This is a genomic window from Kitasatospora sp. NPDC093550 (assembly GCF_044764985.1).
Classification (GTDB): Bacteria; Actinomycetota; Actinomycetes; order Streptomycetales; family Streptomycetaceae; genus Kitasatospora.
In genome coordinates, this window is record NZ_JBIWJF010000016.1 from 63,953 (window position 1) to 89,593 (window position 25,641).

General features: G+C 73.7%; 24 protein-coding genes and 3 pseudogenes. 14 read left to right on the top strand and 13 right to left on the bottom strand.

The window, feature by feature from the left end; genetic code table 11:
• Positions 1-99: 99 nt before the first annotated feature.
• Positions 100-825: pseudogene (locus ACIRD3_RS24905) on the top strand (putative Ig domain-containing protein); the annotation flags it as partial.
• A 125-nt stretch (positions 826-950) separates the two neighbouring features.
• A complete protein-coding gene (locus ACIRD3_RS24910) occupies positions 951-1,616 on the top strand; it encodes an HAD family hydrolase (protein ID WP_402220533.1) in 666 nt (221 codons plus the stop codon).
• Here ACIRD3_RS24910 and ACIRD3_RS24915 read toward each other — a convergent pair.
• Positions 1,604-2,338, bottom strand: a complete 735-nt coding sequence (locus ACIRD3_RS24915; protein WP_402220536.1) for an SDR family NAD(P)-dependent oxidoreductase — start codon at positions 2,336-2,338, stop codon at positions 1,604-1,606. The two genes, ACIRD3_RS24910 and ACIRD3_RS24915, sit on opposite strands and share 13 nt — an antisense overlap.
• A gap of 111 nt (positions 2,339-2,449) precedes the next feature.
• Here ACIRD3_RS24915 and ACIRD3_RS24920 point away from each other — a divergent pair, with 111 nt between their 5' ends.
• Positions 2,450-3,295 (top strand): helix-turn-helix transcriptional regulator, encoded by an 846-nt coding sequence (locus ACIRD3_RS24920; protein ID WP_402220863.1) that lies wholly within the window; start codon positions 2,450-2,452, stop codon positions 3,293-3,295.
• On the opposite strand, the gene ACIRD3_RS24925 is transcribed toward ACIRD3_RS24920, so the two are convergent.
• Entirely contained in the window at positions 3,208-4,164 is a 957-nt protein-coding gene (locus ACIRD3_RS24925) for a LysR family transcriptional regulator (RefSeq protein WP_402220539.1), read from the bottom strand. The two genes, ACIRD3_RS24920 and ACIRD3_RS24925, sit on opposite strands and share 88 nt — an antisense overlap.
• Before the next feature lie 69 nt (positions 4,165-4,233).
• Between ACIRD3_RS24925 and ACIRD3_RS24930 the strand changes: the two genes are divergently transcribed.
• Positions 4,234-4,929, top strand: coding sequence for an SDR family oxidoreductase (locus ACIRD3_RS24930; protein WP_402220541.1), 696 nt, complete (start codon positions 4,234-4,236; stop codon positions 4,927-4,929).
• Between the two features lie 89 nt (positions 4,930-5,018).
• On the top strand, positions 5,019-6,104 hold the full coding sequence (locus ACIRD3_RS24935) for an aminoglycoside phosphotransferase family protein (protein ID WP_402220543.1): 1,086 nt from the start codon (positions 5,019-5,021) through the stop codon (positions 6,102-6,104).
• On the opposite strand, the gene ACIRD3_RS24940 is transcribed toward ACIRD3_RS24935, so the two are convergent.
• Positions 6,071-6,883: a hypothetical protein gene (locus tag ACIRD3_RS24940; RefSeq protein WP_402220546.1), complete on the bottom strand. Its 813-nt coding sequence runs from the start codon at positions 6,881-6,883 to the stop codon at positions 6,071-6,073. The two genes, ACIRD3_RS24935 and ACIRD3_RS24940, sit on opposite strands and share 34 nt — an antisense overlap.
• Positions 6,884-6,955: 72 nt before the next feature.
• Here ACIRD3_RS24940 and ACIRD3_RS24945 point away from each other — a divergent pair, with 72 nt between their 5' ends.
• Positions 6,956-7,264 (top strand): cupin domain-containing protein, encoded by a 309-nt coding sequence (locus ACIRD3_RS24945; protein ID WP_402220549.1) that lies wholly within the window; start codon positions 6,956-6,958, stop codon positions 7,262-7,264.
• 96 nt (positions 7,265-7,360) lie between these two features.
• Here the strand turns inward: ACIRD3_RS24945 and ACIRD3_RS24950 are convergent, their stop codons facing one another.
• The 3 genes from ACIRD3_RS24950 to ACIRD3_RS24960 form a co-directional block, all read right to left on the bottom strand.
• Positions 7,361-8,116, bottom strand: coding sequence for an alpha/beta hydrolase (locus ACIRD3_RS24950; protein WP_402220552.1), 756 nt, complete (start codon positions 8,114-8,116; stop codon positions 7,361-7,363).
• Positions 8,117-8,304: 188 nt separating this feature from the next.
• Positions 8,305-10,158, bottom strand: coding sequence for a CocE/NonD family hydrolase (locus ACIRD3_RS24955; protein WP_402220555.1), 1,854 nt, complete (start codon positions 10,156-10,158; stop codon positions 8,305-8,307).
• A 182-nt stretch (positions 10,159-10,340) separates the two neighbouring features.
• Positions 10,341-11,294, bottom strand: a complete 954-nt coding sequence (locus ACIRD3_RS24960) for a hydrolase (RefSeq protein ID WP_402220558.1) — start codon at positions 11,292-11,294, stop codon at positions 10,341-10,343.
• A 273-nt stretch (positions 11,295-11,567) separates the two neighbouring features.
• Here ACIRD3_RS24960 and ACIRD3_RS24965 point away from each other — a divergent pair, with 273 nt between their 5' ends.
• Positions 11,568-12,680 (top strand): HoxN/HupN/NixA family nickel/cobalt transporter, encoded by a 1,113-nt coding sequence (locus ACIRD3_RS24965; protein WP_402220561.1) that lies wholly within the window; start codon positions 11,568-11,570, stop codon positions 12,678-12,680.
• Positions 12,681-12,793: 113 nt separating this feature from the next.
• On the opposite strand, the gene ACIRD3_RS24970 is transcribed toward ACIRD3_RS24965, so the two are convergent.
• Positions 12,794-13,732 (bottom strand): SGNH/GDSL hydrolase family protein, encoded by a 939-nt coding sequence (locus ACIRD3_RS24970; RefSeq protein WP_402220563.1) that lies wholly within the window; start codon positions 13,730-13,732, stop codon positions 12,794-12,796.
• A 335-nt stretch (positions 13,733-14,067) separates the two neighbouring features.
• Between ACIRD3_RS24970 and ACIRD3_RS24975 the strand changes: the two genes are divergently transcribed.
• On the top strand, positions 14,068-15,723 hold the full coding sequence (locus tag ACIRD3_RS24975) for an FAD-binding dehydrogenase (RefSeq protein ID WP_402220565.1): 1,656 nt from the start codon (positions 14,068-14,070) through the stop codon (positions 15,721-15,723).
• Positions 15,724-15,809: 86 nt separating this feature from the next.
• Here the strand turns inward: ACIRD3_RS24975 and lepB are convergent, their stop codons facing one another.
• Complete coding sequence (gene lepB, locus ACIRD3_RS24980; RefSeq protein WP_402220568.1) at positions 15,810-16,469, bottom strand: signal peptidase I; 660 nt, start codon at positions 16,467-16,469, stop codon at positions 15,810-15,812.
• A gap of 137 nt (positions 16,470-16,606) precedes the next feature.
• Here lepB and ACIRD3_RS24985 point away from each other — a divergent pair, with 137 nt between their 5' ends.
• The 3 genes from ACIRD3_RS24985 to ACIRD3_RS24995 all read left to right on the top strand — a co-directional run bounded on the left by ACIRD3_RS24985 (position 16,607) and on the right by ACIRD3_RS24995 (position 19,296).
• Complete coding sequence (locus tag ACIRD3_RS24985; protein WP_402220569.1) at positions 16,607-17,035, top strand: (2Fe-2S) ferredoxin domain-containing protein; 429 nt, start codon at positions 16,607-16,609, stop codon at positions 17,033-17,035.
• 132 nt (positions 17,036-17,167) lie between these two features.
• Positions 17,168-17,419 carry a hypothetical protein gene (locus ACIRD3_RS24990; RefSeq protein WP_402220572.1) on the top strand — a complete coding sequence of 84 codons (252 nt, stop codon included), beginning with the start codon at positions 17,168-17,170 and terminating at the stop codon, positions 17,417-17,419.
• Positions 17,420-17,628: 209 nt separating this feature from the next.
• Positions 17,629-19,296, top strand: coding sequence for a fibronectin type III domain-containing protein (locus tag ACIRD3_RS24995; RefSeq protein WP_402220573.1), 1,668 nt, complete (start codon positions 17,629-17,631; stop codon positions 19,294-19,296).
• Positions 19,297-19,357: 61 nt separating this feature from the next.
• On the opposite strand, the gene ACIRD3_RS25000 is transcribed toward ACIRD3_RS24995, so the two are convergent.
• Together ACIRD3_RS25000 and ACIRD3_RS25005 are read right to left on the bottom strand one after the other, a co-directional pair.
• Complete coding sequence (locus ACIRD3_RS25000; RefSeq protein ID WP_402220576.1) at positions 19,358-19,690, bottom strand: YnfA family protein; 333 nt, start codon at positions 19,688-19,690, stop codon at positions 19,358-19,360.
• Positions 19,691-19,723: 33 nt separating this feature from the next.
• Positions 19,724-20,938 (bottom strand): pyridoxal phosphate-dependent aminotransferase, encoded by a 1,215-nt coding sequence (locus ACIRD3_RS25005; protein ID WP_402220578.1) that lies wholly within the window; start codon positions 20,936-20,938, stop codon positions 19,724-19,726.
• A gap of 97 nt (positions 20,939-21,035) precedes the next feature.
• Between ACIRD3_RS25005 and ACIRD3_RS25010 the strand changes: the two are divergent.
• A pseudogene (locus tag ACIRD3_RS25010) lies at positions 21,036-21,389 on the top strand (winged helix-turn-helix transcriptional regulator); the annotation flags it as partial.
• A gap of 300 nt (positions 21,390-21,689) precedes the next feature.
• Entirely contained in the window at positions 21,690-22,475 is a 786-nt protein-coding gene (locus ACIRD3_RS25015; RefSeq protein ID WP_402220580.1) for an SGNH/GDSL hydrolase family protein, read from the top strand.
• 18 nt (positions 22,476-22,493) lie between these two features.
• On the opposite strand, the gene ACIRD3_RS25020 is transcribed toward ACIRD3_RS25015, so the two are convergent.
• The gene (locus tag ACIRD3_RS25020; protein WP_402220583.1) at positions 22,494-23,147 is read right to left on the bottom strand and encodes a GNAT family N-acetyltransferase; all 654 of its coding nucleotides are present in this window, start codon (positions 23,145-23,147) and stop codon (positions 22,494-22,496) included.
• 126 nt (positions 23,148-23,273) lie between these two features.
• On the opposite strand from ACIRD3_RS25020, the gene ACIRD3_RS25025 reads away from it, so the two are divergent.
• The gene (locus tag ACIRD3_RS25025) at positions 23,274-24,197 is read left to right on the top strand and encodes a pentapeptide repeat-containing protein (protein ID WP_402220585.1); all 924 of its coding nucleotides are present in this window, start codon (positions 23,274-23,276) and stop codon (positions 24,195-24,197) included.
• 48 nt (positions 24,198-24,245) lie between these two features.
• On the opposite strand, the pseudogene ACIRD3_RS25030 reads toward ACIRD3_RS25025, so the two are convergent.
• Positions 24,246-24,758: pseudogene (locus ACIRD3_RS25030) on the bottom strand (DinB family protein); the annotation flags it as partial.
• A 130-nt stretch (positions 24,759-24,888) separates the two neighbouring features.
• Positions 24,889-25,623: a tyrosine-protein phosphatase gene (locus ACIRD3_RS25035; protein ID WP_402220588.1), complete on the bottom strand. Its 735-nt coding sequence runs from the start codon at positions 25,621-25,623 to the stop codon at positions 24,889-24,891.
• Positions 25,624-25,641 lie beyond the last annotated feature (18 nt).

Below are 25,641 nucleotides of genomic sequence, written 5' to 3' on the forward strand. Positions count from 1 at the left end.
CAGAGCTACGGCGAGGAGACCTACTGGTTCACCACCTGCCTGAACTCCACCCGGGCCATCGACCTCAACGTGGCCGGCTGCCTGCTCACCAAGCCGGCCGGCAGCGGGGTCTCGGTGACCAGCCCGGGCGACCAGTCCACGGCGGTGCGCAGCACGGTGAGCCTGCAGATCAACGCCTCCGGCGGCACCGCCCCGCTGTCCTACTCGGCGACCGGCCTGCCCCCGGGCCTGTCGATCAACGCCTCCACCGGCCTGATCGGCGGCACCACGACCACCGCCGGCAGCTACCCGGTGACCGTCACGGTGAAGGACTCGGCCGGCAAGACCGCCACCGCGAACTTCACCTGGAACGTCTTCGGCAGTGAGGGCAACTGCATCCCGGCGCAGCTGCTGGGCAACGCGGGCTTCGAGACCGGTTCGGCCTCGCCGTGGACCTCCTCCTCGGGCGTGGTGGACAACAGCGCCAGCCAGGCCGCGCACGGCGGTTCGTGGAAGGCGTGGCTGGACGGCTACGGCTCCAGCCACACCGACACGCTGTCGCAGACGGTGAGCATCCCGGCGGGCTGCAAGGCGACGCTGAGCTTCTGGCTGCACGTCGACACCGCGGAGACCGGCACCACCGCGTACGACAAGCTGACCGTGTCGGTGAACGGCACCACGCTGAAGACCTACTCCAACGTGGACGCCGCGAGCGGCTACCAGCAGCGCAGCTTCGACCTGTCGGCCTACGCGGGCCAGACGGTCACCGTGAAGTTCAACGCGGTCGAGGACTCCTCGCTGCAGACGAGCTTCGTGATCGACGACACCGCCGTCCAGACCGCCTGACGCCCCACCGCCCCCCAGGGCCCGGCGGCTCCGCCCGCCGGGCCCTTCGCGCCGTCGCGCCTTCGTGATCGCTCCCCCGGGACCGGGACCGGGACCGGGACCGGGGCCGCGCCTATGCTGGCCGGATGATCAAGCCGATTGAGCTGGTGATATTCGACTGCGACGGTGTCCTGGTGGACAGCGAGGTGATCGCCGTGGGGGTGTTGGTGCGGCTGGGGGCGGAGTACGGCTGGCCGTTGACCGAGGGGGAGGCGATCGAGCGGTTCGTCGGACGGTCGGAGGTGGTCAACAACGCGCTGGTCGCGGAGCGGCTGGGGGCGGAGACGGCGGCGGTGTGGGGCAAGCGGTTCCACGAGCTGCACGCGGAGGCCGTGGACGCCGGGCTGACACCGGTGGACGGCCTGCCGGAGGCGCTCGACGCGATCGACCTGCCGGTGTGCGTGGCGTCCAGCGGGACGCACGAGAAGATGCGGCACACGCTGGGCCGGACCGGGCTGTACGAGCGGTTCGCCGGGCGGATCTTCAGCGCCACCGAGGTGGAGCACGGCAAGCCCGCGCCCGACCTGTTCCTGCACGCGGCGCGGAGCATGGGTGTCGACCCGTCGGCCTGCGTCGTGGTCGAGGACTCCGCGCCCGGTGTCGCGGCCGCCCGTGCCGCCGGGATGCGCGCCCTCGGGTACGCGGGCGGCGTCACGGCGGCGGAGCGGCTGGCCGGGCCGGGCACGGTGGTCTTCCGGGACATGCGCGAGCTGCCCGGGCTGATCGCCGCCGGGGCGGGCTACCAGGGGTAGGTGCCGCCCTCGCCGGCGAAGAACCGGCCGCTCGGCCCGGCCTCGGCCTCGCCGAGCTGCCGGGCGATCCGGCGGCCGCCCTCCTCGGCGGTGGCGGTGCCGCTGTGCCCGTTGAGGTCGGTCGCGCAGTAGCCCGGCTCCAGGGAGCTGACCTTGATGCCGGACTCGCGCAGCGCCCGGGCGTAGACCAGGGTGACGGCGTTCAGCGCGGCCTTGGAGGAGTTGTAGGCGAGCAGCGTCGCGACGTCCCAGAGCGGGCTGTCCGGGTCGGACAGGAAGCCGAAGCTGCCGAGCCCGCTGGAGACGTTGCCGATCAGTCCGGCCGGGGACCGGCGCAGCAGCGGCAGCATGGCGTTGATGACGGTGACGGCGCCGAACACGTTGGTCTCGTAGGTCTCGCGCACGGCCTCGACGGGCAGGTCCTCGGGGCTGCGCTGCCAGTCCCGGGCGACGCCCGCGTTGTTGACGAGGGTGTCCAGCCGGCCGTACTCGGCGGTGATCAGCTCGGCCGCGGCGGCGGCGGTCGCCGGGTCGGTGACGTCCAGGTGGACGAAGCGGGCGTCGAGGCCCTCGGCGGCGAGTCCGTCGGCGGCCGCGGCGCCGCGCCGCGGGTCGCGGGCGCCGATCAGCACGGTGTGCCCGGCGCGGGCGAGTTCCCGGGCGGTGGCGAGGCCGATGCCCTTGTTGGCGCCGGTGATCAGGACGATGCGGTTGGTGGTCATGGCCCCACCCTGGCCCGGTGGGCACGGCGCTGGGAGAGCACTGTCGAGGGTGGTACCGGCGGTCCCATGGTCCGTGGTGGCCGGACGGGCGAGACTGGCGGCGTGGAACACGTGGATCGGGCGGAGCTGGCCGCCTTCCTGCGGCGCTGGCGCGCCCGGGTCCAGCCGGGCGACGTCGGCCTGCCGGCCGGTGGGCGGCGCCGTACTCCGGGCCTGCGCCGTCAGGAGGTCGCGCAGCTCGCGGGGATGTCGGTGGAGTACTACATCCGCCTCGAGCAGGGCCGGGGGCCGCGGCCGTCCCGGCAGATGATCGGGGCGATCAGCCGGGCGCTGCGGCTGTCCGACGACGAACGCGCGCACCTGCACCACCTGGTGGGCGAGCCGCCGCTGCCGCCGTCCGACCTGGTCCGCGAGGTGCGGCCGGGCATCCTGCACCTGCTCGACCGGCTGGACGACACCCCGGCCATGGTCTGCAGCGCCGCCCGCGACCTCCTCGCCTGGAACGCCATGGCGGCCGCGCTGCTCGGTGACTTCTCCGCGCTGCCGCCGGGCGAGCGCAACCTGATCTGGCGCTTCTTCACCGACCCGGACGCCCGTGCCCTCCACGACCCCATCGGCCGGGCCGAGTTCGCCCGACGGGCGGTCGCCGACCTCCGGTCCGCAGCGGCCCGCTACCCGGCCGACGGCGCCCTGCACGCCCTGGTGGAGCGGCTGTTGGCGCGCAGCGCCGAGTTCCGGGGGCTGTGGGAGGCGCAGGACGTGGAGGTCCGCCGATCGAGCCGCAAGCGGATCCTCCACCCGGTGGTGGGCCCGCTCGACCTGGACTGCGAGGCGCTGCACGACCCGCACCGGGACCAGTGGACGATCTTCTACACCGCCGAGCCCGGCACGCCCTCGCACTCGGCGCTGCGGCTGCTGAAGGTGGTGGGCAGCCAGGACCTGGCCGTGCGGGGCTGAGCCGGACTGGGCTGAGCAGGACTGGACTGAGCCGGACTGGACTGATCGGCGGCGGCCGGCGCGGACCGCAGGGTGGTGACGGCGAGGTCGAGGAAGTCGCGTACGGGGCCCGCCTCCTGGCCGCGCTCCGGCACCGCCAGGCAGGTCCGTACGGGCGGGTGGTCGGTGACGGGCAGGTAGACGAGGTCGGGGCGGGAGTACGAGCCGGCGATGCTCCGCGGGACCAGCGCGATGCCCTGCCCCGCGGCGATCAGCTCGAACTTCTCGTCCAGTGAGGAGGTCCGCCGGGAGCGGGCGTCGAGGACGGCCTCACCGTCGAGATCGGCCGTGGTGAGGCTGGGCCGGCGGGCCAGCGGATGCGTCACCGGCAGGCAGGCGACCTTGGTCTCCCGGCCGATCGGGACGGTGTGCAGCCCGGTGTCGTCGAACGGGTGCCGCAGGTAGCCGACGTGGGCGCGGCCGTCGCGCAGCGGGGCGTCCTGCTCCCACCAGCGCAGCGGGAGGACGTCGATCCGGACGTCCGGGTGGCGCGCGGTGAAGGCCCGGATCGCGTCCGACACGTGCAGGCCGGGGGAGAAGGCGACGACCAGCCGCCGTTCGCCCCGCGCGGCCTCCTGGACGCGCCGCAGGGCGGTGTCCACTGCGGTGCCGATCCGCTCCGCCTCCTCGTACAACGCACGCCCCGCAGCGGTCAGTTCGACGCTGCGGGTGGTCCGGGTGAAGAGCGGGAAGCCCAACTCCCGCTCGAACGCGCGGATCTGGCGGCTGAGCACCGGCTGGGTGACGAAGAGCTCCTGGGCGGCCCGGCCGAACCGCCGGTGCTCCGCCACCGCGACGAAGTAGCGGAGCTTGCGCAGGTCCAGATCCATGCCCGCACGGTATCAATGCGCCCGGAAGGGCATTGGACGGCGGGCGCCGGCCGCTCGGAGACTCGATCCATGGACGACACGCGCAAGACCGCCCTCGTCATCGGCGCCTCCCGCACCCTGGGGCTCGGGATCGCCGCCGAGTACCTCCGCCGCGGCTGGGACGTCATCGGCACGGTGCGCGGCAGCCACCGCACCGGCCTGCACGACCTGGCGGACTCCGCCGACGGGCGGCTGACCGTCGAGCGGCTGGAGATGACCGACCCGGAGCAGATCGCGGCCCTGCGCGACCGGCTGGCCCGGCGCAGCCTCGACCTGCTCTTCGTCAACGCCGCCGTCACCCGCGGCGACCTGCCGATCGGCGCGGTGCCGACCGGGATGTTCACCGAGGTCATGGTCACCAACGCGCTCGGCCCGATGCGCGTGGTGGAGACGCTCGGCGAGCTGGTGGCGCCGGCCGGCACCATCGGCGTGATGTCCTCCGACCAGGGGAGCATCGCCCTGAACACCGAGGGCGGACAGGACCTGTACCGGGCCAGCAAGTCGGCGCTGAACCAGCTGATGCGCTGCTACGCCGTCCGCCGGGCCGGGGACGGCCGGACGCTGCTGCTGATGGACCCGGGTTGGGTGCGCACCGAACTTGGCGGCATGGAAGCGGAGTTGAGCGTCGAGGAGAGCGTTCCCGGGGTGGTGGGGACGATCGAGCGGCATCGCGGGGAGCCCGGTCTGCGGTTCCTGGACTACCAGGGCAAGGACGTGCCCTGGTAGTCCCCGGTGGTCCCCGATGGTCCTGCCGGGCGCGGACGGGCTCCCTAAATCGGTTGCCGGGCCCGGGTGCGGTCGGCAGGGTCGGACACATGGTCTCCTCCCGCACGATGCACCCCGACGAACTGCCCCTCGACGAAGCGCTGGTGCGCCGGATGGTCGCCGCGCGGTTCCCGCACTGGGCGGGCCTGCCGGTCGAGTCGCTGGGCACGGTCGGGACCAGCAACGCGATGTACCGGCTGGGTGCGGAGCTGGTGGTGCGCATCCCGCGGATCCCCGGGGCCGTGGAGGACATCGAGAAGGAGTGCGTCTGGCTGCGGCGCCTCGCCCCGGAGCTGCCGGTCGCGGTGCCCGTACCGCTGGCCCAGGCCGGGCCGGTGGACGGCTGCCCGTGGCCCTGGTCCGTCCTCCGCTGGCTCGACGGGGTGAACCCGGTGGTCGGGCAGGTGGCCGAACCCGCGCTGCTGGCAGCCGACTTGGCGGACTTCGTGACCGCCCTGCGCCGGGTCGACCCGGACGGCGGCCCCGCCTCCTACCGCAGCGAGTCGCTGGCGGACCGGGACGGTGCGGTCCGGACGGCGATCGCGGCACTGGCCGGGGCCGGTGGCGCCGGGCCCGTCGATGCGGAGGCTGTCGACGCTGGGGCCGTGACCGCCGTCTGGGAGCACGCGGTGCGCACCCCCGAGCACCCCGGCCCGCCGGTATGGATCCACGCCGACCTGCAGCCGGGCAACCTGCTGGTGGACGGGCGCGGGCGGCTGAGCGCCGTCATCGACTTCGGCTGCGTGGGCCTCGGCGACCCGGCGGTGGACCTGATCGCCGCCTGGTACGTGCTGCCGGCGGCCGTCCGCCCCGCCTTCCGGCAGGCCGTGGCCGCCGACGAGGCGACCTGGGCCCGCGGGCGGGGCTGGGCGCTGTCAGTCGCCCTCCTGGAGCTGGCCTACTACCGGGAGAGCAACCCGCGGATGGCGGGCATCGCCCGGCACGTGCTCGGCGAGGTGCTGGCCGAGCACGGCTTCCCGGCCGGCCACGGCGCCGATCCCGACACCCCCGACACCCCCGACACCCCCGACACCCCCGACACCCCCGACACCCCCGATCCCGCCGACAGCCCCGATCCCACCGGTCAGCCCGGTCAGCCCGGTCAGGCCTCCCCGGCCGGCAGCCGCCACTCGTAGGGGAGCAGCTCGTCCTCCCAGCCGGGCGAGGCGGACAGCTCGGCCGCCGCCCGCGGGGTGCGCACCAGGCAGCGGTGGCGCAGCAGTTCGCGCCGCTCGGCGGGGGTGAGCAGGCGTTCCTCGGGGGTCAGGTCCCGGTAGGGCCCGAGGTCGGGGCGGCCGTCGACCGAGCCCTGCTCGGCGACGTTGAGGTGGTCGCCCGCAGGGGTGCGGTAGTCGAGGCGGAAGTCCGTGCGCCACTGGGAGTTGCCGCCCCATCCCTGGGAGAGGTCGCGGGTGCGGCGGTCGGCCCGGCGGAACGTCCAGTACAGCGGGAAGCGGTCCGCGATCCCGCGTTCGGCGTGTGCCGCACCGGCCCGGACCCGCACCCCGGCGCGGTTGAACAGCAGGTCGCCCAGCATCAGCCCCGGGTGGCGGACCTCCAGCACCTCGATCGGCGCCTGCGGGTCCTCGGCCTGCTCCACCTCGACGATCTCGTGCAGGAAGGGGTCGAAGGGCGTGGCGTCCTCGAAGGCGGTCATGCCGAGCGTGCTGAACAGGCGCGAGTACGCGGGCAGTTGCGGGTCGAGCAGCAGGACGTCGGCGACCCGGCCGAGGGCGTAGAGCTCCCACAGCAGCCCCTGGCCGTCGTCGTCTCCCCACCAGTGCTGGTGCGTGGCGGCGGTCCGGAGCCGTTCGAGGTAGGCCGGGTCGGCGTGCCGGTCGAGCCAGGGGCCGATGAGCTCCTCGGCGGGCCCGTCATGGCCCAGCAGGTCGTCGTAGAGCGTGCGTGCCGTCACCGGAGCGATCATCGTGAGGTTTTACCGAACGGTCAACCAATCGACCGCCCGGGGCGGATAGCGTCCATGGCCATGAGCTTGGTCGATGTGAACGAACGGGCGGCGCGGCTGCCCGAGGCATGGCGCTCCCAGGTGCTGGGGCGGGTCGGGGCGACGGCGGTGAAGGTCCTGAGGATGGACGGCCGGGAGCTGGAGCCGGAGGTGCACGGGACGGCCGAGGCGCTGTTCGTCGCGGAGGGGTGTCTCGAACTCCTCGTGGACGGCGCGGAGTCGACCGTACGGGCCGGTGAGCTGTGCGTCGTCCCGGCCGGCGCCCGGCACGCGGTGCGGGCGGGCAGCCGGGGGACGCTGCTGATCGTGGAGGTGCCGGAGGAGGACTGATCAGCACGATCACCCCTCCGGGCGGGCCGTGCCGGTGCTGCCCCGACCCGGTGGTGCCCCGCCCGCAGGGAGGACGGGGCACCACCGGACCAGGGGTCAGCCGTTCGACCTGCCGAGGTGGCGGGCGAAGAAGCGGGCGGCGCTGTCGGCTTCGAAGCGGGGGAACTCCTTGTGCTTGCCCGCGTTGACGTGCAGGGACTTCTCCGTCGAGGCGAAGGCGTCGAACAGCGCGAGGCCGTCCTCGCGGGAGATGTGCTCGTCGTCCCACTGCAGGCCGAACTCGACCGGGACGGTGATCCGCCGGGCGTGCTCGGCCAGGGCGTCCGGCCAGTGCTGGCCGAAGACCGCGGCGGTGATCCGGGGCTCGCCGGCCACGAAGGGGACGCCGATCGCGGTGCCCATGTTGATGCCCCAGTAGCCGACCGGGCCGTCGGTGCCGATCTCGGGGAGCCGCTGGAGGGCGTCCAGCAGCGCGTGGTACTCGGGCACGGCCCGCTTCGCCAGGTGGTCGTTGTAGCGGACGACGATCGGGCCTTCGGGCTCGCCGGCCGCCCGGGCCCGGAACATCTCGGCGACCTCCGCCTCGTCGTGCGCGGTGCGCGGCCGGTCGCCGTGCCCGGGGGCGTCGAGGACGGCGACGTGGAAGCCGTGGCCGTGCACGAGCAGTCGGGCCCGGCCCGACATCGCGGGGTGCTTCTTGTGGTTGCCGCCGCCGTGGCCCATCAGGACGAGCGGGGCGCGGTCGGCGCCGGTGGCCGGGGACCAGAGCACACCGGGGACGCCGTCCACGGTGAAGTCGCGCTCGCGGAGGCCGTTCGACACGGAATCGGCGGTGAAGAGGAAAGTGTTCATGGCAGTCGCCTTTCGGAAGGGCCTTGCTGGGGAAGGCGCTCCCGGCGACGGCTACGTCAGTCGCCGACCGTGACGGAGAGGGGGAGCACCCACGTCGATACAGCCTTCACGGGTCTCACCTCCTCTGACGATGTCTCGGTCGGGGAAGATCATGCAGCCCGGACACCCCGCCCCGCAAGTCCTTTCCTTCAGCCTCTCGGCACCCGGTGCTGCCACTCGCGGGCGAAGACCACCGATCCCGCCTCCAGCGCCCGCAGCTGCACGGTGCTGAGGAAGTGCCCGGCGTCGCAGCGCAGTTGGGTGCGGGTCTGGACAGTGACGTCCCAGCCGATGTCGGGGCGCTCCAGGCGGACGGTGTGGTCGGTGCGGGCCTGGGCGCTGAGCGGGGCGCCGGTGAGGACGCGGTAGGCGGTGACGGTGTGCTCGTCGCGGACCAGGCCGTCGGGGTGGGTGCGGGTGCCGTCGGTGGCGGGGGAGAGTTCGGTGCGCCACTCGTGGCGGCCGATGTCGTGGACGGTGAGGTGCTCGGGCCGGGCGGTGAGCGGCTCGATGAGGCGGATGTCGAGCGGTTCGGGCAGCGCGGGGGCCTCGAAGGTGACCGGTGCGGAGCCGACGTCGGCCGCGAGGTGGCGGACGGGCAGGCTCAGCGTGGAGCGGGACGGGTCCAGCGCGTAGCCGGTTGGCTCCGCCGGGGGCCACACCCAGGGCCAGTAGACGGAGGAGAGGGCGAGCCGCAGCCGGTGCCCGGCGGGGACGGTGCGGGCGCAGGCGGCCAGCTCCACCTCGGTGTCCGGCTCGTCGGGGGCGGCGGTCAGCACGCCCCGGGTGACCAGCTCCGAGGTGCCGTCCGGGCCGACGGCGCAGAGCCGTACGGCGATCAGCGGTGCGGGCCCGCCCTCGCGCAGCCGCAGCCGTACGGTCGGGGCGCCGAGCAGTTCCACCGGCTCGGGCAGCGGCTGGGAGTCGAAGCAGACCGAGCGGCCGTCCTCCTCCCGCTGGTCGGGCGGCTGGTCGGCGGGGCGGCCGTGCAGGACGTACGCGCCGGCGTTGAGGCCGGTGTGCTGCGGGGAGCGGACCCGGACGTAGCGGTCGTCGGAGGCGGTGCCGGCGGTGCGCAGCGGCCCGTCCAGGCCGTAGTGGATCTCGCGGACGTCGGGGGAGGGCCAGACGTCGTCGCCGGTCCAGCGGGTGCTGATCCAGCTGCGCAGGGCGGGTTCCTTGGCGACGCCGGTGTCGACGCCGCGCAGCCAGTGGTCCCACCAGCGCAGGGTCTCGGGCAGGGCGTCCTCGGGCAGGCCGTGCGGCCAGGGGCCGATCAGGGCGCGGGCGGTGGGGGACTCGGCGAGCAGGCGCAGGACGAAGGAGCAGGACGGGTCGCCCCAGCCGGCGACCGCGAAGGTGGGGACGGAGACCGGGACGGTGGTGTCGCCGGCCGCGAGCCAGCTGTCGACGGGCGGTTCCAGGGACTCCAGGCGCTCCAGCCAGCGGGTGCGCCAGACCTCGCCGACGTGGCGCGGGTCGGGCGGCAGGGCGGCGCCGGCGACCAGGGCGGTGAGCCGGGTGTGCAGGTCCGCGGCGAGGAGGGCGCCGCCGAGCCGGTGGCCGCCCTCGGGGCAGGCGGTGACCACGGCGCCGACGGTCTCCGGCACCCGGGCGGCCAGGCGCAGTGCGGTGGTGCCGGCGGCGCCGACGCCGAGCAGGCCGACCCGCCCGGCGGACCAGGGGCCGCGGGCCAGCCAGTCGACGACGACGGCGCCGTCGGCGAGCTCCTGTTCGCCGCCGGGCTCGCCGGGGGTGCCGCCGGAGTTGCCGTGCCCGCGGGTGTCGACCCGCAGGGTGGCGTAGCCGTGGCCGACGTACCAGGGGTGGCGGCGGGCGTCCTCGGCGGCGGTCCGGTCGGTGAGGCGGTCGCCGGAGTACTCCAGCAGCGCGGGGACGGGCTCGTCGACGACCGGCCGCCACAGGCGGGCGGCCAGCTGCGTGCCGTCGGGCAGCGGGATGCGGACGTCCTCGCGGGTGGTGTGGAAGGGGTACGACGGCATGGCCGCTCCCATCGGGTCCCGGGCCGGGTGGGTGCCGGCGGGCCCGCGGCGCGCGGGTCGTGCGGGTGTCGCTCGGTGCGTGCGCGCCGCGGGCGTCGGCATTCCGACCCTAGGGGAGGAACCGGCCGTTTTCCTGGTGAGCGTCCCGGCTCCCCGGGGAGGTGCCCGGGGAGCCCCCGCGGCTACGCCTTGCTCAGCCAGGCGGTGGCGTTGAGGGCGAGGGCGGCGTCGGTGCCGGCCGGGTCGTCCCAGCCGTCGAAGAGGGTGTTGCCGGACTGGCCGGTGCCGTCGTCGACCGGGGAGCTGTCGCCCCAGACGGCGACCCGGCCGGAGCCGAAGGTGCTGGTGACGAAGAAGGCGCCGGTGTTGCCGCTGGAACCGGTCCGGTAGACCAGGCCCTTGACCGAGGGGTTGTCGGCGGGCTTGAGGGTGAAGGTGGTGCCGTTGCGCAGGATGGAGCCGGTGACGGTGCCGAAGGGGCCGTGCAGGACCGGGTCGGTGGCGTCGTTGACGGCGCGCGGGTTGTCGGTGGTGATGTTGAGCAGGTCGACCGAGAAGCCGAACGGGTCGTTGTTGTTCACCCCGTTGCTGGTCAGCAGGTCGTTGATGATCTTCGGCGAGTCCCAGCCGTCGTTGTTGCGGTCGCTGTTGACGTGGTCGGAGACCAGGAAGAGCCCGCCGCCGTTCTGGACGAACTTCATGATGGCGGACTTCTCGGCCGCGCTGAACCGGATGTTGGGCTCCGGGACGACGAAGGTGTCGAAGTTGGCGAGGTCGAGCGCGCCGCCGGTGCCGTAGGTGATGGCGGAGCCGGCCGGGAGGGTCTTGAGGCTGTACTGGCCGGTCTTCTGCAGGGCGACGCCCCAGGCGGACAGCGCGCCGGTCCAGCTCTTCTCGGTGGTGGGGTTGGCGTTCTGGGCGAGCGGGTCGGGCTGGCTGGTGCTGATGATCCAGTCGGCGTTGCCGGCGGTCTCGGCCTTGCTGTTGTCGAACAGCACCCGGTGCGGGGTGGCGGCAGCGGCGGGGGCGGCGGGGGCGACCGGGGCGGCGGTGGCGGCGGGGGCGAGGGTGGTGAGGCCCGCCGCGAGCAGGGCCGCGCCGGAGAGGGCTGCGACGGTTCGGATGCGGATCGTCATGTGCCGTTCCTCCGTGGGGAGTCGAGGTGTTCGGCGCCCGAGTTTTCGCGCGTGGAACGGGAGTATCCGCGCGTAGAGCGGCCGGGGATAGGCCCGGGAGGTGACGGGGTCCTGTACGGATCGTGGCGATCCCGGGGTGGGCGGAAACCGAGCCGTAATTGCGCATGACTTGCAACTGCTCGCCCCGAGGCGGAAAGATGGCCCAGCTCCGCCCGCTCTGCCCGCTCTGCCTCGCTCCGCCTCGCTCCACCCGCTCCGCCGAAAGGACACCAGATGACCGCCGCCCCCCGCTGGCGCGACCGGCTCACCCGTGAGGAGTGGATCCGCCTGGCCGGAATGGGCGGATTCATCCTGGCCCTGCACGTCATCGGCTGGTTCACCCTGCTGGCGCTGGTCGCGCCCGAGCACTACGAGGTCGGCGGCCAGGTGTTCGGCGCGGGCATGGGCCTGACCGCCTACACCCTCGGCATGCGGCACGCCTTCGACGCCGACCACATCGCCGCCATCGACAACACCACCCGCAAGCTGATGGGCCAGGGCAAGCGGCCGCTGTCGGTCGGTTTCTGGTTCTCGCTGGGGCACTCCTCCATCGTCTTCGGGCTCTGCGCGCTGCTGGCCCTCGGCATCCGCTCGCTGGCCGGCCAGGTGGAGTCCGACGACTCGTCGCTGCACGAGATGACCGGCCTGATCGGCGTGACCGTCTCCGGCACCTTCCTGCTGCTCCTCGGCCTGATCAACCTGGGCGCCTTCAACGGCATCCTCAAGGTGTTCCGCCGGATGCGCGAGGGCGAGTACGACGAGGCCGAGCTGGAGCGGCAGCTGGAGCGGCGCGGGCTGATGAACCGCATCCTCGGCCGGGTGACCAGGGCCGTCACCAAGCCCTGGCACATGTACCCGGTGGGCCTGCTGTTCGGCCTGGGCTTCGACACCGCCACCGAGGTGTCCCTGCTGGTGCTGGCGGGCGGCGCGGCGGCCTTCTCGCTGCCCTGGTACGCGCTGCTCACGCTGCCGATCCTGTTCGCGGCCGGGATGAGCCTGCTGGACACCATCGACGGCTCGTTCATGAACTTCGCCTACGAGTGGGCGTTCTCCAAGCCGGTCCGCAAGATCTACTACAACCTGACCGTCACCGGGCTGTCGGTGCTGGTCGCGCTGGTGATCGGCTCGATCGAGCTGATCGGCCTGCTCGGCGAGAAGCTGGACATCACCAGCGGGCCGATCGCCTGGATCGGCGGGCTGGACCTCAACTTCGTCGGCTACGCCATCGTCGGGCTGTTCGTGGCGACCTGGGCGGCCGCGATCGCGTACTGGAAGTTCGGCAACGTCGAGGAGAAGTGGTCGGCCGGGCTGGCCGCGGGTGCCCCCGCCCGCGCCGAGGCCGAGTAGCGGGACGAGCGCAGGGCGGGCCGAGGGGCCGGTGACCGGGGTCTGGTCACCGGCCCCTCGGGGCTTTCCGGGGCGGGGTTCGCCCGGGCCCTTCCGGGCGGACCCGCGGCGGGCTACCGCAGGGCGGCGAGCACCGCGTCCGCCATCACCTTCTCGCCGGTCGCGTTCGGGTGGAACGGGACGGCGGGCGAGCCGGGCAGCGCGCCCTCGATCCACCGGTCGTCCGAGCAGACGTCGTGTCCGACGGTCGGCGTCGCGGTGTCCACGTACGTCGCGCCGTTCGCCGCCGCGGTGGCCTTGAGGGCGCCGTTCAGCTTGGTGAGCACGCCGTACATGTACTCGACGTCGCCCGGCGTCACCGGCTGGCGCAGGACGCACTGCGAGCCGTCGGCGGGCAGCACGGACGGGTAGCCGACCAGCAGCACCTTGGCGCGCGGGGCCTTGGCGTGGATCCGCCGGAGGGTGTCGGCGATCTGCGGGGCGATGGTGGTGTCGATCCGCTCGGCCAGGTCGTCGTTGCCGTACTGCCAGGACCACGTGCGCCAGTCCCAGTAGCCGTGGTGGTAGACGTCCTTGCAGGGCGTGCCGAGCGGGTTCACCACCGCGCCGGCGATGCAGGTGGCGACGAGTTCGCCGAGGCCGAGATCGCTGGCCGCGAGGTCGTTGCCGCCGATCCCGAGGGTGACCAGGTCGGCGTCGCCGGTCAGGCCGTCCAGCTGGGGGTCGTTGACCTTGATGAACGCGTCGTACTGGGACTGCGTCAGGTGCTTGACCTTGGCGGCGGAACAGGTGACGTCGGTGTACGCGGCCGCCTTGAGCGCGGCGGCGACCAGGTGGCCGTAGTTGTGGTCGGAGCGCAGGCAGAGGCCGGCCGACTGGCCGGGCACCCCGGCGCCGGCGGCGTAGGAGTCGCCGAGCGCGACGTAGTGCCTGGGGGCGGGCACGGCGGCCTGCGCGCTGGTGGAGGTGAGCGCCAGGGCGGCACCGAGCGCGACGGCGGCGAGCGCGGTGGAATTGCGGAGGTGCCGGGAATTCCGGGCAGGGCGGAGCACGGTTCCTCCTGGGGGAGAGAAACGACGGGTGGGGGTCGTGCCGAGCCGGGCCACAGCTACTCGCAGGTAAGTTACCGCCAGGTTTCGGGGCCGTCCATGGTTTGCGCGGAAATTGCCGAAATTCCGTCAGGTGGAGTCCGGCGATATTTCGAATTTCGCTCCACCGTGTATCGGAGGTATTTCCGAAACGCCGTGGAGCGGAATTCACGCACGCGCTTGTCACCTGGCGGTCCCCGGGCGGTTGACCTTGCGTCACCGCAGGCCGCAGTATCGGGCGCACAGCGACGGCGGCCCGCGGACCCGCCGCCACCGCGAGCCGCGACGGAGGACTGCGCATGGCCCTGGACGCCGACGTCATCGTCATCGGAGCGGGACTCGCCGGCCTCGCCGCCGCCGCCGAACTCGCCGACGCCGGACGGAAGGTGATCCTGCTCGACCAGGAACCGGCGGCCTCCCTCGGCGGACAGGCGCACTGGTCCTTCGGCGGCCTCTTCCTGGTCGACTCGCCCGAGCAGCGCCGGATGCGGATCCGCGACTCGCACGCCCTCGCCTGGCAGGACTGGCTCGGCACCGCCGGCTTCGACCGCCCCGAGGACGCCTGGCCGCGCCGCTGGGCCGAGGCGTACGTGGAGTTCGCCGCGGGCGAGAAGCGCTCCTGGCTGCACGGCATGGGCGTGCGCTTCTTCCCGGTGGTCGGCTGGGCCGAGCGCGGCGGGCTGCTCGCCGACGGGCCCGGCAACTCGGTGCCCCGTTTCCACATCACCTGGGGCACCGGCCCCGGACTGCTGGCCCCCTTCGTCCGCCGGGTCCGCGAGGCTGCCGCCCGCGGGCTGGTCGACCTGCGCTTCCGGCACCGCGTCACCGGACTGTCCGCCACCGCGGGCGCCGTCGACACCGTCACCGGCGAGGTGCTGGAGCCGAGCCCGGCCATCCGGGGCGAGGCCAGCTCCCGCGAGGTCGCCGGACACTTCGAGCTGCGCGCCCAGGCGGTGGTGGTCACCTCCGGCGGCATCGGCGGCAACCACGACCTGGTCCGCAAGGCCTGGCCCGCCCGGCTCGGCACCCCGCCCGCCAAGCTGCTCTCGGGCGTGCCCGCGCACGTGGACGGCCTGATGCTGGACATCGCCGGCGCGGCCGGGGCCAGCCTGATCAACGGCGACCGGATGTGGCACTACACCGAGGGCATCGAGAACTGGGACCCGATCTGGGCCCGGCACGGCATCCGCATCCTGCCCGGCCCGTCCTCGCTCTGGCTGGACGCCCGCGGCCGGCGGCTGCCCGTCCCGCTGTTCCCCGGCTTCGACACCCTGGGGACGCTGGAGCACATCATGTCCACCGGGTACGAGTACACCTGGTTCGTGCTCAACCAGCGGATCATCGAGAAGGAGTTCACCCTCTCCGGCTCCGAGCAGAACCCCGACCTCACCGGGAAGTCCGTCCGCGGCGTGCTCGGCCGCGCCCTGCCCGGCGCCCCCGGCCCGGTCCGCGGCCACCTGCGGCACGGGCGGGACTTCGTGGTCGCGGGCGACCTCGCCGACCTCGCCCGGGGCATGAACGCCAAGACCCGCGAGCCGCTGATCGACCCGGACGAACTGCGCCGCACCGTCGAGGACCGCGACCGGCAGCTGGCCAACCCCTTCGCCAAGGACCTCCAGGTCACCGCCATCCACGGCGCCCGCCGCTACCTCGGCGACAAGCTGGTCCGCACCGCCGCCCCGCACCGTCTCCTCGACCCGGCCGCCGCCCCGCTGATCGCCGTCCGGCTCAACATCCTGACCCGCAAGTCACTGGGCGGGCTGGAGACGGACCTGTCCTCGCGGGTGCTGCGGCCCGACGGCGAGGTGCTGCCGGGGCTGTACGCGGCGGGCGAGGCGGCCGGCTTCGGCGGCGGGGGCGTACACGGCTACCGCTCTCTGGAGGGGACCTTCCTGGGCGGCTGCCTCTTCTCCGGCCGCACGGCGGGGCGGGCCGCGGCGCGGGCGGTCGGCTAGCGGCGAGGGCGGTCGAGCCGCGGCGCCGACGGTCGGCCGGCGGCGCGGGCGGTCGAGCGGCGGCCGGGTCCCGCGTGGCGGGGCTGCTACGCGGTGCGGCGGCGGGTGGCGGTGACGACGGCTCCGACCAGCCCGCCGAGGCCGAGCACTGCGCCGAGGGAGAGGAGCAGGACGGCACCGACCAGCTTGCCCGGCAGGGCGGGCGTCCCCGGGCCGCTGTGCCAGACCACCCGGCCGCCGGTCAGCTTGGCCAGCTCGACGGTGCCCTGCTGCCCGCTCTGCGCGGTCAGCCGGGAGTCGACGGCGTGCGCCCGCTGGTCGCCCATCAGGAAGGCCCGCCCGGGCGGGACGGTGACGTCGAAGTCCGCGTAGCAGCTGTCGGCCAGGCGGGCGGCCGGCTCGTCCGGCGGCTCCCCGTTGAGGGTGAGCCGGCCGCCGGCGCAGACGAGCCGGTCCCCGCCGAGGGCCACCACCCGGGAGACGACCGGGTGGTCGAGCATCCAGGGGGAGTCGACGAGGTAGATCTCCCCGCGCCGGACGTCCCCGGCCGCGACCCGGTCGGACAGCATCCGGTCGGACAGCATCCGGTCGCCCGGCCGCAGACCGGGGCGCATGGTGTCCCCGGCCATCCGGTGGACGGAGTAGCCGCCCGTCAGGACGACGGCGAGCCCGAGCGCCGCGCACAGCAGCCCCACGACCCCGGTGACCGCCGGCACCCACAGGCCCCAGCCCCTCCGCTTCGGCATCCGCCGTCCTCCCCTTCCGCGAACCGTGCGCATCCTAAGCGCCTGGCGGACGCCCCCTGACCGGCGGGTACAGTGCGGGGGCAGAGCGCGCGTGCCGGTGCGGGCGCGCCGCCGACCACGAGGGGGTACCAGGACCGATGAGCCGCCGAGACCGCGACCGCGACGGCGCCCGGGAGCACGGCCGGAAGCGGGGCGCCGGCTCCCCGGTGACCGTCACGGTCTGCCGCGGCTGCTGCTGCGGCACCGAGGCGAAGCACCCCGGGGTGGACCACGCGGGGCAGTACGAGCGGCTGCGGACGGCGGTCGGCCCGGCGGGCCGGGTCCGTGCGGTGAAGTGTCTGGACGTCTGCTCCCAGTCCAACGTGGTGGTGGTCGGCCCCTCCAGCGAGGGCCGGGCCGCGGGCGGGCGGCCGGTCTGGCTCGGCTTCGTCCTGATGGACGAGATGATCGACGACATAGCCGCCTGGGTCCGCGCGGGCGGTCCCGGTGTCGCCGAGCCGCCCGGGCTGCTGGACCTCCAGCTGATCTCGGTCTCCCGCCGGGTCCGCGAGGCGCTGCCGGAGTAGGGCCGCGTCCCCCGGCGCCGTCCGGCACGCTGCTGACCGGCCGTCGGGATCCTCCGCCCCGGGGTGGAGGGGCGGCCCGCACCACTACCATGACCGGTGGCATCGAGCCGAGCCGCGCGAGGGAGGAAGACGATGACGACGGTCTGCCGCATCTGCGCGGGAACCGGCCGGACCGCCGGCCTCAGCTGCCGGACCTGCCAGGGCACCGGCACCACCGAGGTGGGCGGCGGGGGCGGCAACTGCTTCCTCTGCGACGGCACCGGGGTGTACGTGCGCTACCGGGTGGACGCGGCCGGCGCCAAGCAGCCCTACCGGGACGAGATCTGCCGCACCTGCGACGGCACCGGGAACCGGGCCGCCACGCAGTGGGACGAACCCTCCTGACCCTCCGGCACGAGTCCTCCCCGGAGGCGGTCCGGCCGACGCCCGCTCAGGTCGGGTGACGGGCGGGAGCCATGATCCGGCGTCGAGTCGACGCGAGCACGCCCTTTACCGAACCATGGTCGAACATTGGCGTTCGAATGGGGGACACGCTGCGACCCGTTCACCCGGCGTCCGCGTGCGCTCCACGCGCCGCTGACAGAGTCCCGCGCATGGATATCCCCAACATGGGCGTGCCGGCCAAGCTTGCCGACCGCATGAGCATGGCCGAGCAGCACGAGTACCTGCGGGCCCGCTTCTCCCGCCGCCGGATGCTGCGCGCCGGTGCCGTGACCGTCGGCGCCGTCGCCGTCGGCGGTGCCCTGGGCAGCGGTACCGCCTTCGCCGCTCCGGCCGGCCCGCAGCTGCTGACGGGCGGCACGACGGACGGCATCGACGGCGCGCTGGTCGCGCCGGTCGGCCGCCACCTCCAGTTCGGCCCCGAGCCGGACACCCAGTTCCGCATCTCGTGGCAGGTCCCGGCGCCGGTCAAGAAGCCGTTCCTGCGCTTCGGCAGGACCCCGTGGGAGCTGAGCCACAAGGTCCAGGCCGAGGTCCGTGCCCTGCACACCCCGGCGCTGACCCCGACCGGACAGCCGGTGGACCAGTACTACCTGCACGTGGCACTGGAGGACCTGCACCCCGACACCACCTACTACTACGGTGTCGGCCACGAGGGCTTCGACCCGGCCTCGCAGCAGCAGATCTCCACCCTGCACACCTTCCGCACCGCGCCCTCCCGCGACCACCGCTGGGGCAAGGTGTACGAGCCGTTCACCTTCACCGCCTTCGGCGACCAGGGCGTCAGCGCGCACGCGGCGGGCAACGACCACATCATCAAGGCGCAGAAGCCGGCCTTCCACCTGCACGCCGGCGACATCTGCTACGCCGACCCGGCCGGCTCCGGCACCGACCCGGACAAGTCCGTCTTCAACGCGAAGACCTGGGACGACTTCCTGGTCCAGACCGAGACGGTCGCCGCCGAGATCCCGTGGATGGTCGCCTACGGCAACCACGACATCGAGGCCTGGTACTCGCCCAACGGCTACGGCGGCGAGAACAGCCGTTTCTTCCTGCCGAACAACGGCCCGGACCCGCGCAACGTCCCCGGCGTCTACACCTTCCGCTACAAGAACGTCGGCGTCATCTCCCTGGACGCCAACGACGTCTCCTACGAGATCCCGGCCAACCTGGGCCTCTCGGCGGGCAAGCAGACCAAGTGGCTGGAGCGCACCCTCAAGGACCTGCGCAGCGACGAGACCGTCGACTTCATCGTGGTCTTCTTCCACCACTGCGCCTTCTCCACCACCGTCGCGCACGCCTCCGAGGGCGGTGTCCGCGAGGCCTGGGTGCCGCTGTTCGAGAAGTACCGGGTGGACCTGGTCATCAACGGCCACAACCACATCTACGAGCGCACCGACGCCATCCTGGGGAACAAGGTCTCGAAGCAGGTGCCGAGCGGCGCCACCATCGAGCCCGAGAAGGACGGCGTGGTCTACGTGACCGCGGGCGCGGCCGGCCGCAGCCTGTACAAGTTCGACGTGCCGGACACCTACGAGGGGCACGAGAACCACCAGGACGAGGTCAAGACCTACTACTGGAGCAAGGGCCGGGTGAAGACCCCCGAGACCATCCAGTGGTCGCGGGTCCGCTACACCGGCTACTCCTTCATCAAGGTCGACGTCACCCCGGCCCACCTGGGCCAGAAGTCGGTCATGAAGGTCACCGCGCTGGCCGAGGACGGCACGCAGATCGACAACTACTCGATCCTGCGCAAGGTCGGCGAGGGCTGGGACTCCGGCCGCGACGACGACGGCGAGGGCGGCGGCTGGGGCTGGTAGTCCCGGGCGGTCGTCACCGGCCCCGGCGTCGAGGAGGACCTCGGCGCCGGGGCCCGCCGTTTCAGCGGCGCGGCCCGTACATGAGGACGGCGACCCCGGCCAGGCAGATCAGCGCGCCCACCACGTCGTAGCGGGTCGGCCGGAAGCCGTCCACGAGCACGCCCCAGAGCAGCGAGCCGGCCACGAACACCCCGCCGTACGCGGCCAGTACCCGGCCGAACTGGCTGTCCGGCTGCAGCGCGGCGACGAAACCGTACGCGCCGAGCGCCACCACGCCCAACCCGGCCAGCCACCACGGCCGTTGCTCGCGCACGCTCTGCCAGACCAGCCAGCAGCCGCCGATCTCGGCGAGCGCGGCGAGGGCGAACAGGGCGACGGAACGCAGGACGGTCATGCCTCCGAGCGTAGGGCGTGCGCGCCGTGCCGCTCAGCTCTGCCGGTACGTCGCCAGGAAGCGGCCGATCCGGTTGATGGCGGTCTCCAGGTCGTCGGCGCGGGGCAGGGTGACGAAGCGGAAGTGGTCCGGGCGGGGCCAGTTGAAGCCGGTGCCCTGGACGACGTGGATCTTCTCGCGCAGCAGCAGGTCCAGCACGAAGCGTTCGTCGTCGACGATCCGGTGCACCGCCGGGTCCAGTTTGGCGAAGGCGTACAGGGCGCCCTTGGGCTTCACGCAGCTGACGCCGGGGATCTCGTTGAGCGCCCGGACGGCGATGTCGCGCTGTTCGGTGAGCCGGCCGCCGGGCAGCACCAGGTCGTTGATGGACTGGTGGCCGCCGAGCGCGGCCTGGACGGCGTACTGGGCGGGCACGTTGGGGCACAGCCGCATGCCGGAGAGCATGGTGAGGCCCTCCAGGTAGTCGGAGGCGTGCTGCTTGGGCCCGGAGACGACCAGCCAGCCGCTGCGGAAGCCGGCCACCCGGTAGGCCTTGGAGAGGCCGTTGAAGGTGAGGGTGAGCACGTCGTCGGCGAGGGCGGCCAGGCAGTGGTGCTCGGTGTCGTCGTAGAGGATCTTGTCGTAGATCTCGTCGGCCAGGACCATCAGCTGGTGGCGGCGGGCCAGGTCGAGGATGCCCTCCAGCAGTTCCTTGGGGTAGACCGCGCCGGTCGGGTTGTTGGGGTTGATGACGACGATCGCCTTGGTGCGGGCGGTGATCTTGGCGGCGATGTCGTCCAGGTCCGGGTACCACTCGGCCCCTTCGTCGCACAGGTAGTGCACGGCCTTGCCGCCGGCCAGCCGGACCACGGCCGTCCAGAGCGGGTAGTCGGGCATCGGGACGAGCACCTCGTCGCCGTCGTCGACCAGCGCGGTGACGGCCATCTGGATCAGCTCGGAGACGCCGTTTCCGAGGTAGACGTCGTTGACGTCGACGCCCTGGACCCCGCGCTGCTGGTAGTACTGCACGACCGCGCGGCGGGCCGGCAGGATGCCGCGCGAGTCGCTGTAGCCGTGCGCCTTGGGCAGGTTGCGGATGATGTCCTGGATGATCTCCTCGGGCGCCTCGAAGCCGAACGGGGCCGGGTTTCCGGTGTTCAGCCGCAGGACGGTGTGTCCGGCCTCCTCCAGGGCGTTGGCCTGGTCGACCACCGGGCCCCGGATCTCGTAGCACACGTCATTCAGCTTGCTGGACTGCCGAAACTCCATCTGCGGCCTCCCGACCGTCACCACCGCTCCGTTGCTTCTGCTTTGTTCTACCAAGCTGGCACTTGGAAAGTCCAACCTCTTGGCTATGCTGATCCACATGTCACGCCGAAGCTACGACCAGTACTGCGCCGTCGCCCGCGCCCTGGACGCGGTGGGGGAACGCTGGAGCCTCCTGATCGTCCGTGAACTCCTCGGCGGTCCGCGCCGCTACACCGACCTGCACGCCGACCTGCCCGGCGTCTCCACCGACATCCTGGCCGCCCGGCTCAAGCAGCTGGAGGCCGAGGAACTGGTCGCGCGGCGGCGGCTGGAACGGCCGGCCAACGCGACGGTCTACGAACTGACCGGGCGCGGGCGCGAACTGGGGCCGGTCATCGAGGCGCTGGGGGAGTGGGGCCTGGCCGCCCTCGGCGAGCAGCGGCCCACCGACGCCGTGCGCGAGCACTGGTTCACGCCGCAGCGGGCGGCGGGCGAGGCGGCGGCGGTCGTCACGGGCTGACGGCGGGCGACCGGGCCGGGCCGTGGCTGCGGCTGTGGCGGTGACTGTGGCGGTGGTGGTGGCCGGGGGCGGGGCGGCGGCAAGGCCCCCGTCGCCGGCCGCCGCCCCGTGACCCCAGGGTGGGGCGGAGCGATAAACGAACGGTGGACGTGCGATGAGCGCCGAGGCCAGGGGCCTGGCCGCGGGGGCGCACAGCCGCACACGTACGATCATCGGACCGCGAAGCCGTCCCAGGAGAGCGGAGGCCACCCCGTGCCCACCCCGTACCGCAGTTACGCCGACTACGTCGCCGTCGGTGACTCCTTCACCGAGGGCATGTGCGACGACCTGCAGCCCGACGGCCACTACCGGGGCTGGGCCGACCGGGTCGCCTCGGCGCTGGCGGCCGAGCGCGCGGACGGGGACTTCCGGTACGCCAACCTCGCCGTCCGCGGCAAGCTCATCGGCCAGATCCACGACGAGCAGCTCGCCCCCGCCGTCGCCATGGGCGCCGGACTCGTCACCCTGGCCGGCGGCTTCAACGACGTGCTGCGCCCCGGCTGCGACATCGACCGGGTCGAGCGGCTGCTCGGCCGTTGCGTCGCCGAGCTGCGCGCCACCGGCGCCACCGTCGTCCTGTTCACCAGCACCGACCCCACCCGCCGACTCGCGGGCAGCGCCCGGCTGCTGCCCGCCATCCTGCGGATGAAGGCCTTCGTGCAGGAGCTGGGCCGGCAGGACGGCATCGTCGTGGTCGACCTCTTCTCCGCGCCCTGCTTCGACGACCGCCGGCTCTGGGCGGAGGACCGCCTGCACCTGTCGCCCGAGGGCCACCGGCGGGTCGCCGAGGGCGTGCTGGAGGCGCTCGGCCGCCCCGCCTCCTTCGACTGGCGCGCCCCGCTGCCCGTCGCCGCCCCGCCCGGCCGCGCCGAGCGGCTGCGCGCCGACGCCCGCTGGCTGCGCGCCCACCTCGGCCCGTGGATCGGCCGCCGCCTGACCGGGCGCTCCTCCGGCGACGGCCGCCCGCCGAAGCGGGCCGAGCTGCTGCCGTACTCCTAGGCCCTCAGTCCTAGTCCCCTAGCCCTCCCGGGCCGGGTCCAGGACCAGGCTCGCCATCGGGGAGTGGGTGGTCCAGCCGAGCGCGGTGTAGAGCGCCTGTCCGTCCGGGGTGCCGACCAGCACGCCGGTGCGTGCGCCCCGCTCGTACGCGGCGGACTGCAGCGTCCGCATCACCAGGGCGCCCAGCCCGCGGCGGCGGAACTCCGGCGAGGTGCTGATCTGGTCCGGTACGGCCACCGGGCCGGCCAGGCCCGCCTGGCCGCGGGCGGCGAGGTGCCCGGCGTCGGTGCGCACCAGGGTCCGCAGGACCCCGCCGCGCTCCCAGGTGGTCACGGTGAAGCCCGCCGGCGGCTCGGGCCGCTCGGGGGCGAGCGGGGTGCTCATCAGGAAACCGGGCAGGTCCAGCCGCCACTGCGGGCCCAGCCAGGGGAGCACGGTGGTGTCCTCGGCGAACAGCTTCAGCCAGGTGTTCGGCGCGGTGGCGTTCTCGGCGACCTTGCGGACCTCGGCCTCGGTCGGTTCGGGCAGCACGTGCCGGCCCACCTCGCCGGAGGGCGCGCCGACGTCGATGCTCCAGCCCCAGGGCTGGTCCACCGGCTCGGCGGAGCCGCGTGAGACGACCCAGCCCGATATCCACATCCGGACCAGGCCCCTGACGTCCGGCTCCTGCATGGCGCACCCCCGTGTGTAATGGTCTCCCTAGCTCTAGGCATATTACATTCGGCAGGGGTGGTCTGCCCAGTAGGATTTCCGGGTTCACGGCGCCGCCCCGGCGCCCGGCTGGAAGGACCCCGGAACGTGCGCGAGACCGAGTCGCCGCAGAACCCCACGGCGGCCGCGCCGACCCCGCTGGTGTCCGACTGCGGCAGCTGCTTCGGCCTCTGCTGCGTCGCCCTGCCGTTCTCCGCCGGCACCGACTTCGCCGTGAACAAGGCCGCCGGCAGCCCCTGCCGCAACCTGCAGACCGACTTCAGCTGCGGCATCCACGCCCGGCTCCGCGACAGCGGCTTCCAGGGCTGCACCGTCTACGACTGCTTCGGCGCCGGGCAGCGGGTCTCCCAGGTGACCTTCGGCGGCCGCAGCTGGCGCGAGGAGCCGGACAGCGCCGGCCCGATGTTCGAGGTCTTCCCGATCGTGCGGCAGCTCCACGAACTCCTCCGCTACCTCACCGAGGCGCTCACCTTCGAGCCCGCCCGGCCCGTCCACGACGAGCTGCGGCAGGCCCTGGCGGAGACCGACCGGCTGGCCGGCGGCACTCCCGAGCAGATCCTCGCCGTCGACGTCCCCGCGCACCGCCGACGGGTCAGCGAACTGCTGCTGCGCGCCGGTGAACTCGTCCGCGCCGAGGTGCCGCGCCGCCGCGACCACCGCGGCGGCGACCTCTTCGGCGCCCGCCTGCGCGGCGCCGACCTGCGGGGCGCCAACCTGCGCGGGGCGCTGCTGGTGGCCGCCGACCTCTCCGGCGCCGACCTGCGGCTGGCCGATCTGATCGGCGCCGACCTGCGCGACGCCGACCTGGCCGGCGCCGACCTCAGCACCGCCCTCTTCCTCACCCAGACCCAGCTGCACGCCGCCCGCGGCGACGCCGCCACCCGCCTCCCGGCCGGGCTCACCCGCCCCGCCCACTGGGCCACCGCGGCGGTGCCGGTGGCGGCCCCGGCGCCCGGGTCCCGGCCGTCCGGCAAGCGCGGCGGCCGGCCGGCCCGGGGGCGTCGCCGCTGAGGACGTGACCTCCGGGTCCTCGGGGGCCTCCGGGGTCTCCGGGTCCTCCTGGCCGACCCGGCCGTCGACGCACTCGCGCAGCAGGTCGGCGTGCCCGCAGTGGCGGGCGTACTCGTCGATCCGGTGCACCGGCAGCTCCCGGACCGCGAACCCGTGCTTCCCGGGCCGCTCGCCCAGGTCGGGGAACCCGGCGAGCAGGGCGTCGGCCGCGGCCTGCTCGCGCTCCAGGTCCCGGAACGCGGCCTGCACCACGGCCGGCTCGGCCACCGCCCCGTCGAAGTCCGCGTCCCGCGGGCCCTACGGCTTCGGCAGCCGTTCGCCGTCCGTGACCCAGCTGCGCCAGTCGCGCTCCACCTCCTCGGCCAGGTGGCGGACCAGCCCGAGCAGCGACATCGTCGACGGCGGCACCGAGCGGCGGGCCAGTTGCTCGGGGTCGAGCCCCTCGCACTTCATCCGCAGCGTCAGCCGGTGGTTCGTCAGGCAGTCGTTCGGCGTGCCGAGTCCGCCGTCCGGACTCGGCCCGTCGCTGGTGCGCGGGTCGTCGTCCGGATCGGCCCACATGTCGGGGTGGACGGTCGCCCCGGTCCATCGCGTGGGTTGATCGGTCGTGACCGCGTGGGCGTGCGCAACGGCCTCGTCCCGCCGGTGAGTTATCGCCGGAGCAGCGCGGCGGGTACGCCCGCGCAGGAGGTCAGCCGGTCAGCAGCCGGGCGCGCAGGGCGTCGGCCTGGCCGCGGTCGATGCCGAGGGTGCCGGTGAGGTAGCCCTCGACCGAGCCGTGGCGGGCGGCGAGGTCGGCCAGGGTGAGGCGGATGACCGCCTCCGGGGCGCGGCCGTAGCCGGGCCAGCGCAGGGTGCGGCCGGGGTGGGCGGCGTGCCAGTCGGCGACGAGCTGCGGGGTGGCGAGCTCGGTGAGGGCGAAGTCGGCGGCGATGTCGTCCTCGGCGACGCCGAGCAGGGTGAGCAGCAGGGCGGCGATGAGTCCGGTGCGGTCCTTGCCGGAGGCGCAGTGGAAGACCACCGGGGCGTCGGCGGCGGCGATCACGTCCAGGACCTGGCGGATCTCCTTCACCCCGTCCTCGGCGACCTCGGCGAAGCGGTCGGCGAGGTAGCGCCAGGGGTCGAGCTCCGGGTCGATCTCGGCCTGGTCGTACGGGCGGTGCTCGATCGACAGGTTGTGGTACTCCAGCCCGTCGAACTCCGGGACCCGGCCCTTGGCGGCGATCTCCCAGGGGTAGCGGAGGTCGATCACGGTCCGGACGCCGAGGCCCCGGAGCCGGTCGAGATCGGCGGGCGAGGAGAGCTTGCCGAGCGAGTCGGAGCGGTAGAGCAGGCCCCACCGTACGGTCCGCCCGCCGGCGGCCGGATAGCCGCCGAGGTCGCGGAAGTTGTGCAGGGCGCCGAAGGGGAGGTGACGTGTCGTCATGCCCGGCACTCTAGGCCA

What these genes read in the sequence shown, in the direction of transcription:
- ACIRD3_RS24925 (WP_402220539.1), bottom strand. Translation starts at nt 4,164, where the DNA reads ATGGATCTGGACCTGCGCAAGCTCCGCTACTTCGTCGCGGTGGCGGAG.
- ACIRD3_RS25005 (WP_402220578.1), bottom strand. Translation starts at nt 20,938, where the DNA reads ATGGAGTTTCGGCAGTCCAGCAAGCTGAATGACGTGTGCTACGAGATC.
- ACIRD3_RS25020 (WP_402220583.1), bottom strand. Translation starts at nt 23,147, where the DNA reads ATGCAGGAGCCGGACGTCAGGGGCCTGGTCCGGATGTGGATATCGGGC.
- ACIRD3_RS25035 (WP_402220588.1), bottom strand. Translation starts at nt 25,623, where the DNA reads ATGACGACACGTCACCTCCCCTTCGGCGCCCTGCACAACTTCCGCGAC.
- ACIRD3_RS24910 (WP_402220533.1), top strand. Translation starts at nt 951, where the DNA reads ATGATCAAGCCGATTGAGCTGGTGATATTCGACTGCGACGGTGTCCTG.
- ACIRD3_RS24975 (WP_402220565.1), top strand. Translation starts at nt 14,068, where the DNA reads ATGGCCCTGGACGCCGACGTCATCGTCATCGGAGCGGGACTCGCCGGC.
- ACIRD3_RS24945 (WP_402220549.1), top strand. Translation starts at nt 6,956, where the DNA reads ATGAGCTTGGTCGATGTGAACGAACGGGCGGCGCGGCTGCCCGAGGCA.
- ACIRD3_RS24985 (WP_402220569.1), top strand. Translation starts at nt 16,607, where the DNA reads ATGAGCCGCCGAGACCGCGACCGCGACGGCGCCCGGGAGCACGGCCGG.
- ACIRD3_RS24935 (WP_402220543.1), top strand. Translation starts at nt 5,019, where the DNA reads ATGGTCTCCTCCCGCACGATGCACCCCGACGAACTGCCCCTCGACGAA.
- ACIRD3_RS24955 (WP_402220555.1), bottom strand. Translation starts at nt 10,158, where the DNA reads ATGCCGTCGTACCCCTTCCACACCACCCGCGAGGACGTCCGCATCCCG.
- ACIRD3_RS24930 (WP_402220541.1), top strand. Translation starts at nt 4,234, where the DNA reads ATGGACGACACGCGCAAGACCGCCCTCGTCATCGGCGCCTCCCGCACC.
- ACIRD3_RS24915 (WP_402220536.1), bottom strand. Translation starts at nt 2,338, where the DNA reads ATGACCACCAACCGCATCGTCCTGATCACCGGCGCCAACAAGGGCATC.
- ACIRD3_RS24950 (WP_402220552.1), bottom strand. Translation starts at nt 8,116, where the DNA reads ATGAACACTTTCCTCTTCACCGCCGATTCCGTGTCGAACGGCCTCCGC.
- lepB (WP_402220568.1), bottom strand. Translation starts at nt 16,469, where the DNA reads ATGCCGAAGCGGAGGGGCTGGGGCCTGTGGGTGCCGGCGGTCACCGGG.
- ACIRD3_RS24990 (WP_402220572.1), top strand. Translation starts at nt 17,168, where the DNA reads ATGACGACGGTCTGCCGCATCTGCGCGGGAACCGGCCGGACCGCCGGC.
- ACIRD3_RS24965 (WP_402220561.1), top strand. Translation starts at nt 11,568, where the DNA reads ATGACCGCCGCCCCCCGCTGGCGCGACCGGCTCACCCGTGAGGAGTGG.
- ACIRD3_RS25000 (WP_402220576.1), bottom strand. Translation starts at nt 19,690, where the DNA reads ATGACCGTCCTGCGTTCCGTCGCCCTGTTCGCCCTCGCCGCGCTCGCC.
- ACIRD3_RS24995 (WP_402220573.1), top strand. Translation starts at nt 17,629, where the DNA reads ATGGATATCCCCAACATGGGCGTGCCGGCCAAGCTTGCCGACCGCATG.
- ACIRD3_RS24960 (WP_402220558.1), bottom strand. Translation starts at nt 11,294, where the DNA reads ATGACGATCCGCATCCGAACCGTCGCAGCCCTCTCCGGCGCGGCCCTG.